Origin of the sequence: Methylophaga sp. UBA5088, from assembly GCF_002414625.1 — a bacterium.
Lineage (GTDB): Bacteria > Pseudomonadota > Gammaproteobacteria > Nitrosococcales > Methylophagaceae > Methylophaga > Methylophaga marina.
In genome coordinates this window covers 1-8,228 of the sequence record NZ_DIAC01000122.1, presented here as the reverse complement: position 1 = coordinate 8,228, position 8,228 = coordinate 1, and the positions used below count along the sequence as shown (strand labels likewise).

Below are 8,228 nucleotides of genomic sequence, written 5' to 3'. Positions count from 1 at the left end.
AAGTTAATAGCGGTCTGCATTTGCTGGTGACCGAACATGACCGAACCCAGCATCACTTCTTCAGGTAACTCAGAGGCTTCAGACTCGACCATTAAAACAGCGCTTTCAGTACCAGCAACGACCAGGTCTAATGCGCTTTTATCCAGTAGAGCTTTGCTTGGGTTTAATACATAGCTGCCATCAACATAACCAACACGTGCAGCACCCAGTGGCCCATTAAATGGCATACCTGAAATAGCCAGTGCTGCTGAAGCACCTATCATTGAAGGAATATCCGGATCAATTTCTGGATCCAGAGCAACAACCGTTGCAATCACTTGCACTTCATTGACAAAGCCTTTTGGAAACAAAGGACGTAATGGACGATCAATTAAGCGAGACGTTAATGTTTCTTTTTCACTTGGACGGCCTTCACGTTTGAAGAAACCACCAGGGATTTTACCGGCTGCGTATGTACGCTCCTGGTAATTAACAGTTAAAGGAAAAAAGTCTTGGCCTGGGTTGACATCTTTTTTACCAACAACGGTTACTAATACTGACGTTTCGCCAAGACTGGCAATAACGGCACCACCGGCTTGACGTGCGATTTTTCCGGTTTCAAGACTTAATAAATGGTCACCGTACTGAACTGTCTTTTTTACTGAGTTCACTCTTTTCTTCCTTCTCTTCTCTGTTGTCAGTTATGAACCCGTTTCACAACTGATATAAAAATCATAAATCTAAAAACGAATATGCCCCTGAAACTGTTATAGCTTCAGGGGCATATTTTATATATCCTGCCTTGAGGTCGCCGATTTTGCCGGCCACATTGGCTGCATATAATGAGTCACCAAAATCAACTTAGCGACGTAAACCTAATTCAGCAATCAATGCACGGTAACGTTCGATATCTGTCTTTTTCAGATAGTCCAACATTTTACGACGGCTGCTAACCATTTTTAACAGACCTTGACGTGAATGGTGATCGTGAATGTTTGTTTTGAAATGCTCTGACAAGTTTGTGATACGCGCTGTTAACAAAGCAACTTGTACTTCAGCAGAACCAGTATCACCTTCTGAACGTGCAAATTTAGTGATCAGTTCTTTCTTTTGTTGTGCAGAAATAGACATTAAATACTCCAACTTTTTGTAGCTTTTGCTACTAGTTAAATTCTGAACTGCCCCAGCAGATACATACCAGAACAGCCAACCTTTTTGAAGGTAGGGATTCTACCGACTTTCTTATTATGAAACAAGGCCCAGTTTAAGCCACCGCATTTGCAAATAAACGCTTTGGTGATACCACACCTTCTGCTGACATTTCGCCTAAACCAATAAACTCATTATTCACATTAAATAATCTGACATTTGCGCTTATAAAAGGCTCATGTACCGAGATAGAGCGTCCAAAACTAATATTTTTTGTCCCCTCTTCATCAAGCTGAATGCTTGGCCAGTCGGGTAATGCATCTTCTGCTTGTTGCAATAGTTCATCAAGTGCTTTGATGCCCTGCTTATCCGATTTTTCCTGAAGAGACGTTAGTGTAATGGCGTCTGATAAATCATAACCAGCGACTGCCGTTCTTCTGAGCATTGTAACATGGCCACCAGTGCCTAAGGCATGGCTAATATCTTCTACCAAGGTACGAATATAGGTACCTTTGCTACACCTTACTGATAAAGTAAAACTCTGTTTTTGGTAATCGAGCAATTGAATCTCATAGATCGTAATTCGACGCGCTTTTCTTTCTACATCGATACCTTGTCTTGCAAGTTTATATAACGGTTGTCCCTGATGTTTTAATGCGGAGAACATAGGTGGAACCTGATCAATCTCACCGATAAATTGCTGGATGACTTGATTAAGCGTAGATTCAGTAAATTCGGGAATGGGCAGTTCTTCAAGTACATTACCGTCAGCATCACCACTGTCGGTGATAATACCCAGCTGACAGGTAACGTGATATTGCTTATCTGCGTCTAATAAGTAACTGGATAATTTTGTCGCATCACCCAAGCAAACAGGAAGCACGCCTGTAGCAAGAGGATCGAGACTGCCTGTATGTCCAGCCTTTTTAGCATCGAACAGGCGTTTGACTCGTTGAAGAATGTGGTTTGAACTTTGCCCGGTAGGCTTATCAATAATGACAATGCCGGTAACATCCCGACCTTTTTTATTTCGTCTTGCCATCAGCGTGATAAATTAGTCTTCGTCTTCCCGACGAATATCTGCATTCGCTTTGGCAATCAATTCATCCATGTGGAACCCGTGTTCCAGGCTTTTATCATAAAAGAATTGCAATTCAGGCATGTTTCTTAGCTTGACCCGTCCAGCCAGACCTCTTCTCAGATAACCAGCAGCACTATTCAGACCTGCTAAACATTCTTTCATGTCCTGCTCATCTTCAAAGCCATTAAAACGGGTGACATAGACTTTGGCATACTTAAGATCCGACGTCACATCGACGTGTGAGACAGTAACCATTCCCACACGTGGATCAGAAATCTCGCGTTGAAGCATCAACGCGAGTTCTCTAATTATGACTTCGCTAAAGCGATTTGTACGACTAAATTCTCTTGCCATTACAGGGTCGGCTTCATTAATACACGTTCATACACTTCGATTTGGTCGCCTGGTTTGACATCTTTGTAGTTCTTCACACCGATACCACACTCAGTACCCGCATTGACTTCATTAACATCATCTTTAAAGCGACGTAATGATTCGAGCTCACCTTCGTATACCACTACGTTATCACGTAGTACACGAATTGGGTTGTTGCGTTTAACTGTACCTTCTACAACCAAACAACCTGCGATATCACCAAACTTAGGCGATCTAAATACATCGTCAACTCTAGCCAGACCGATGATTTCATCTCTGTATACAGGTTCAAGCATACCTGTCATGGCTTTAGTAACAACGTCTAATAGGTCATAAATGATACTGAAGTACTGAACATCCAGACCTTTTTCACTGATCACTTTACGTGCTGCATTATCAGCACGAACATTAAAGCCAATCAGAATCGCATCGGAAGCGGCAGCAAGTTGAGCATCGGTTTCATTAATACCACCAACACCTGAACCGACAACACGGACTTTTACTAAATCTGTAGACAGTTTCTGCAAGCCTTGACTCACTGCTTCAACAGAGCCGTGAACGTCACCCTTAATAACAACATTAAGTGTTTTAACGTCACCTTCTTCCATCTTGTTGAACATTTCGTCCAATTTAGCCGCTTGTTGTTGAGCCATTTTTTGCTCACGGGCTTTTGTTTGACGGAAGTTGGCAATTTCACGTGCGGTGCGGTCATCAGGCGCTGCCTGAAGTTCATCACCGGCAGCGGGTGTACCAGATAAGCCAAGTAACTCTACCGGTGTTGAAGGGCCAGCATGTTTAAGTTGTTCGCCTGTCTCGTTAAACATAGCACGAACGCGGCCATACTCTTGACCAACAACGACGATATCGCCCTTGTTTAAAGTCCCTTGTTGAACCAGTACCGTTACCACCGTACCACGACCTTTATCCAGTCTCGCTTCAATGACAGTACCGTGAGCAGGTCCTTGTTCAGGTGCTTTCAGCTCCATAACCTCTGCCTGAAGCGAAATAGCTTCCAGCAGATCTTCAATACCTTGCCCCGTTAATGCTGATACAGGAATAAACTGAACATCACCACCCCAGTCTTCTGGAATGACTTCATGATTAGCTAATTCTTGCTTCACACGATCAGGGTTAGCATCCTGTTTATCTATTTTGTTAACAGCAACAATGATGACTGAATCAGCGGCTTTAGCATGCTGAATAGCTTCAATTGTTTGCGGCATAACACCGTCATCTGCTGCGACCACCAGAATCACGATATCAGTCACTTTTGCACCGCGTGAACGCATTTCTGTAAATGCAGCATGGCCCGGTGTATCAAGGAATGCGATTTCACCACGACTGGTTTCGACTTTGTAGGCACCAATATGCTGAGTGATACCACCTGCCTCACCAGAAGTCACTTTGGTGCGACGGATGTAGTCCAATAACGATGTTTTACCATGGTCAACATGGCCCATGACAGTAACAACTGGTGCTCGACCAATTGCTTCGCCCTGATGCTCATCAGACACTTGAAGTGCTTGTTCAACTTCATTCTCGATGATAGGTTTTGCAATATGCCCCATTTCCTCAACCACAATAACTGCGGTATCTTGATCAAGAACCTGGTTGATGGTGGCCATGGTGCCAAGTCCCATCAGAGCCTTGATAACTTCACCAGCTTTAACTGACATACGCTGAGCTAGATCAGAAACACTGATGGTCTCCGGTACGTTTACTTCATGTACGACGGGTGCAGTAGGTTTTGAAAAGCCGTGTTCCTGATCTTTATTAACAGCGACTTTCGCTGCCGATCCTTTTTTCTTCTTACGGCGCCCACCTTTGCCTTCGGTCACGTGAAGTTCTTTACGCTCAAACTCATCATCGTTACGACCGCCTTTGCGACTAGATTTTTCACGATTATGTTTCGCTTCGGCATCTTTCGTCTTACGCACACCTGCTTTTTGTTCTTTTGCTTGCGCTTCTGCAGCAGCAGCACGTGCTTTTTCCCTTTCTTTCTCAAGAGCCTCTTCTTCTTCACGTGCTTTTTTCTTGGCTTCGAGTGCTTTTTCCGCTTCAATTCTAGCCAGGTTTGCAGCACGTCTCTTTGCATCAGCTTCTTCAAGCTTTTTATGTGCAAGTTGAGAGGCCGTTAAGGATGATGTTTCTGCTTTCTGCTTTGGTTTAGGTTTCACTGTTTCTTCAATCGCTTTTTCAGCTTTCTTAGATTTAGCTTCTTCTTCCAGGGCTTTTTTCTCTTCTTCTGCTGCTAACTTGGCTTCTTCTGCCGCTCTATTCTCTGCTTCGATTGCCGCCGCTACAGCCGCTGCTTCTTCTTCAGATTCTTTAAGACGTCGAGCTTCATCATCCTGTTGACGGCGCTTGGCTTCTTCTAATCGAAGCGCTTCAAGTCTCGCCACCTCAGCAGCTTGTTGTTCAGCCACACTCATCTGAGCGGTTTGCTCTGTATTGGTAGTGCTGTCTTCAGTTTCGTTACGTTTTACGTATGTACGTTTTTTCCGTACTTCAACACTAACACTTTTACCACCACGCGCTGTACCACCTAATTTAATTTCACTAACTGATTTACGCTTTAGTGTAATTTTTTTAGGCACTGCGGTTTCACCACCACCAGACTTACCATGACGCTGTTGCAAGAATTGTAATAACGTCTGTTTTTGATCTTCAGTAATGAAGTCATCAGGCTTTGAGACGTTAATCCCTGCTTCGTTCAGCTGTTCGACCAAGCGTTCAGCTGTAATTCCGACTGTGCCAGCTAGGTCCTTAACCCTCATGTCACTCATTGGTTACTCCCCTGCATCTGTTTGTTCATTAGCAAACCACGATTCTCTGGCTTTCATGATAAGTGCAGCAGCTTGCTGTTCTTCCATACCACCTATTTCAACTAACTCATCGACGGCGAGTTCAGCTAAATCATCAAGATCAGTGATACCTTTACTTCCCAAAGTTAACGCGAGATCACGCGTCATCCCTTCCATATTTATCAGCTCTTGAGTTGGCTCTGCTGACTCCAGCTGTTCTTCACTTGCAATCGCGCGAGTTAAAAGTACATCTCTTGCTCTCGAACGAAGTTCAGCAACGATATCGGCATCAAACTCTTCAATGTCGAGCATTTCATGCTCTGGGACATAAGCCACTTCTTCAAGTGATGAGAAGCCTTCTTGGGCCAGAATTAATGCAACATCTTCATCGACATCGAGATCGGCCATGAAGGTTTTGATTAATTCGCCAATTTCAGACTCTGCTTTTTTGTCAGCATCAGAAGCTGACATCACATTGAGTTCCCACCCCGTTAATTGGCTGGCTAAGCGCACATTTTGTCCACCGCGACCAATCGCTTGAGATAACTGAGCATCTTCAACAGCAATGTCCATGCTATGCGCGTCTTCATCAACAACGATAGATAAAACTTCAGCTGGCGCCATGGCATTAATAGCAAATCGAGCAACATCTTCATCCCAAAGGATAATATCAACACGCTCTCCAGCTAGCTCATTAGTGACTGCTTGAACACGTGATCCACGCATACCGACACAGGCACCAACAGGATCTATACGTGACTCTTTGGCCAGTACAGCAATCTTAGCTCGCAAACCAGCATCACGCGCCGCCCCTTTTACTTCGATCATGCCATCACTGATTTCAGGCACTTCTAAGCGGAAGAGTTCGATTAATAACTCAGGAGCAACACGGCTGACGATGAGTTGTGGACCACGACCTTCTGGTCTAATTTCTTTTAAGTAACCACGAATACGGTCACCCGTTCTGAAACTCTCACGCGGGATCATTTCTTCACGTGGTAAAAATGCTTCTGCATTACCACCAAGATCCAAAGTCACATTGCCACGCTCAACACGTTTCACTGTACCGTGAATCATTTGACCGACCTTCTCACGATATTGGTCGACTACCTGTGCGCGTTCTGCTTCACGTACTTTCTGGACAATCACCTGTTTAGCAGTCTGTGCCGCAATACGACCAAACTCAACAGACTCCATAGGTTCGCGAACATACTCACCCACTACAGCATCAGGATTGCTTTCTTGAGCATCTTCTATTGTAATTTCTGTCTCTGGTGACTGATAGTCTTCATCTTCGACGATCAACCATTGACGAAACGTTTCGTAATTACCTGTGACACGATCGATCTGTACATGTGCATCCAATGCCATGTCATAGCGTTTACGTGTAGCCATCGCTAACGCCGCTTCAATTGCCTGAAAAATCACTTCCTTGCCCACGCCTTTTTCATTAGACATGGCATCGACAACCAATAAAATTTCTTTGTTATTCATCACGCCCCCAGTGGATTACGTAGCAGACCAAATCCAACTCAGTATTCAATATATTAACCGCTAATAATACGCTTGTTTTAGGCAACAAGTCTTGCTTTTGCTAACTTTGCCAAAGGCAAGGCATATACCTCACCATCCACTTCTATTAAGATCTCACCATCACTAAAGCCCTCTAATACGCCCTTGAAATTACGTCGGCCAGCGACAGGTAATTTCATTGTTATTTTGGCTTCAGCACCTTTAAATCTTTCAAAGTCCCGAGCCTTAAATAAAGGTCGATCAAATCCTGGGGATGATACTTCCAGCACGTAAGCACTTCGAATTGGCTCTTCTACATCAAGAATACCGCTCACTTGATGACTCACCCTTTCACAGTCTTCTATACCAATGCCTTGCTCAGCATCAATGTAGATTCGTAAGATAGGATCGGGGCCGCCCTGGATATATTCAATGCCTACCAATTCATATCCAAGAGTCTCAATGGAAGACTCAACAAGTTGTTCAATCTGATCAGTAATGGCCATAAGTATGTATTAAGCCTTGCGGCCTAAATCAATTCTCCAGAAAAACAAAAACCCCATACAGGGGCCCGGAATTCAAAATATTGTCATGCGGCTAATCTACACCGCTCTGCCATAAGCATCTGTGCTGGAACAAGCTTGCTTCCAGTACTGATTGCTCTCCAGAAAGCACAGAATATTAACAGAAACCTACCCGTCACAGCAACTTAAACTATTTATAGCCACAAACTCAGTTTTACTTGCTTCAACCACACAATCATGAATCAACTGACATTCATGCTATGAAAATTACCTTTATATCTTTCTTGGGAAAACTTTCATTCCTGCAGTCAGGTCAGTTTGTTTTCTGTAAACACAGGAAAAGGAACTCATGAAAATATCACTATCTCGTTTTATTCTTTATTTTTTATGTTCTATAAGTGTCAGCCATCCTCTCTCTGCTGACAGTGAACATGCTTCAGATTACATAGTGTTTAAAACAATAGAAGATGAAGATACTAGTAGTGACTGTACACAACGAGGCGGATTACGTATCTATGTTGAGAATATTCATCCAAAAAAAGTAATCGATATCAGTTTAGATCGTTATTTTTCCGATGTAAGGCAAGCTGGTCGCTCCATGTTTGCTCTGCAAAGCGGTCACATGCAAGCACTAGGCTGCAACGTTGTTATGGAGAGTCAGCAGCATTGGCAATTAGTTAATGCCACATTTATAGAAAAAGAAGATGCGATCAAGAGATACGGTGAGGTGTATTAACGCCCAATAAAAAAGCTCAAAACAACAAGTTGTTTTGAGCTTTTTATATTCTATTGGTAGCGGGGGCT

The 8,228-nt window shown here is 43.5% G+C and carries 7 protein-coding genes and 1 pseudogene; 1 reads left to right on the top strand and 7 read right to left on the bottom strand.

The window, feature by feature from the left end; genetic code table 11:
* The 7 genes and pseudogenes from B4K20_RS15035 to rimP all read right to left on the bottom strand — a co-directional run.
* Positions 1 to 650 (bottom strand): annotated as a pseudogene (locus B4K20_RS15035) (polyribonucleotide nucleotidyltransferase); the annotation flags it as partial.
* Positions 651 to 840: 190 nt separating this feature from the next.
* Positions 841 to 1,110, bottom strand: a complete 270-nt coding sequence (gene rpsO / locus B4K20_RS15030) for a 30S ribosomal protein S15 (protein WP_007145766.1) — start codon at positions 1,108 to 1,110, stop codon at positions 841 to 843.
* Positions 1,111 to 1,243: 133 nt separating this feature from the next.
* Entirely contained in the window at positions 1,244 to 2,170 is a 927-nt protein-coding gene (gene truB, locus B4K20_RS15025) for a tRNA pseudouridine(55) synthase TruB (RefSeq protein ID WP_286305245.1), read from the bottom strand.
* A gap of 12 nt (positions 2,171 to 2,182) precedes the next feature.
* Positions 2,183 to 2,563, bottom strand: a complete 381-nt coding sequence (gene rbfA / locus B4K20_RS15020) for a 30S ribosome-binding factor RbfA (protein WP_289283533.1) — start codon at positions 2,561 to 2,563, stop codon at positions 2,183 to 2,185.
* Positions 2,563 to 5,370 (bottom strand): translation initiation factor IF-2, encoded by a 2,808-nt coding sequence (infB, locus tag B4K20_RS15015; RefSeq protein ID WP_289283532.1) that lies wholly within the window; start codon positions 5,368 to 5,370, stop codon positions 2,563 to 2,565. The genes rbfA and infB overlap by 1 nt, the downstream gene beginning before the upstream one ends.
* A gap of 3 nt (positions 5,371 to 5,373) precedes the next feature.
* Entirely contained in the window at positions 5,374 to 6,882 is a 1,509-nt protein-coding gene (gene nusA / locus B4K20_RS15010; protein ID WP_289283531.1) for a transcription termination factor NusA, read from the bottom strand.
* A 77-nt stretch (positions 6,883 to 6,959) separates the two neighbouring features.
* Positions 6,960 to 7,406: a ribosome maturation factor RimP gene (rimP, locus tag B4K20_RS15005; protein ID WP_286305248.1), complete on the bottom strand. Its 447-nt coding sequence runs from the start codon at positions 7,404 to 7,406 to the stop codon at positions 6,960 to 6,962.
* 367 nt (positions 7,407 to 7,773) lie between these two features.
* On the opposite strand from rimP, the gene B4K20_RS15000 reads away from it, so the two are divergent.
* Complete coding sequence (locus tag B4K20_RS15000) at positions 7,774 to 8,160, top strand: hypothetical protein (RefSeq protein ID WP_289283530.1); 387 nt, start codon at positions 7,774 to 7,776, stop codon at positions 8,158 to 8,160.
* Positions 8,161 to 8,228: the final 68 nt, after the last annotated feature.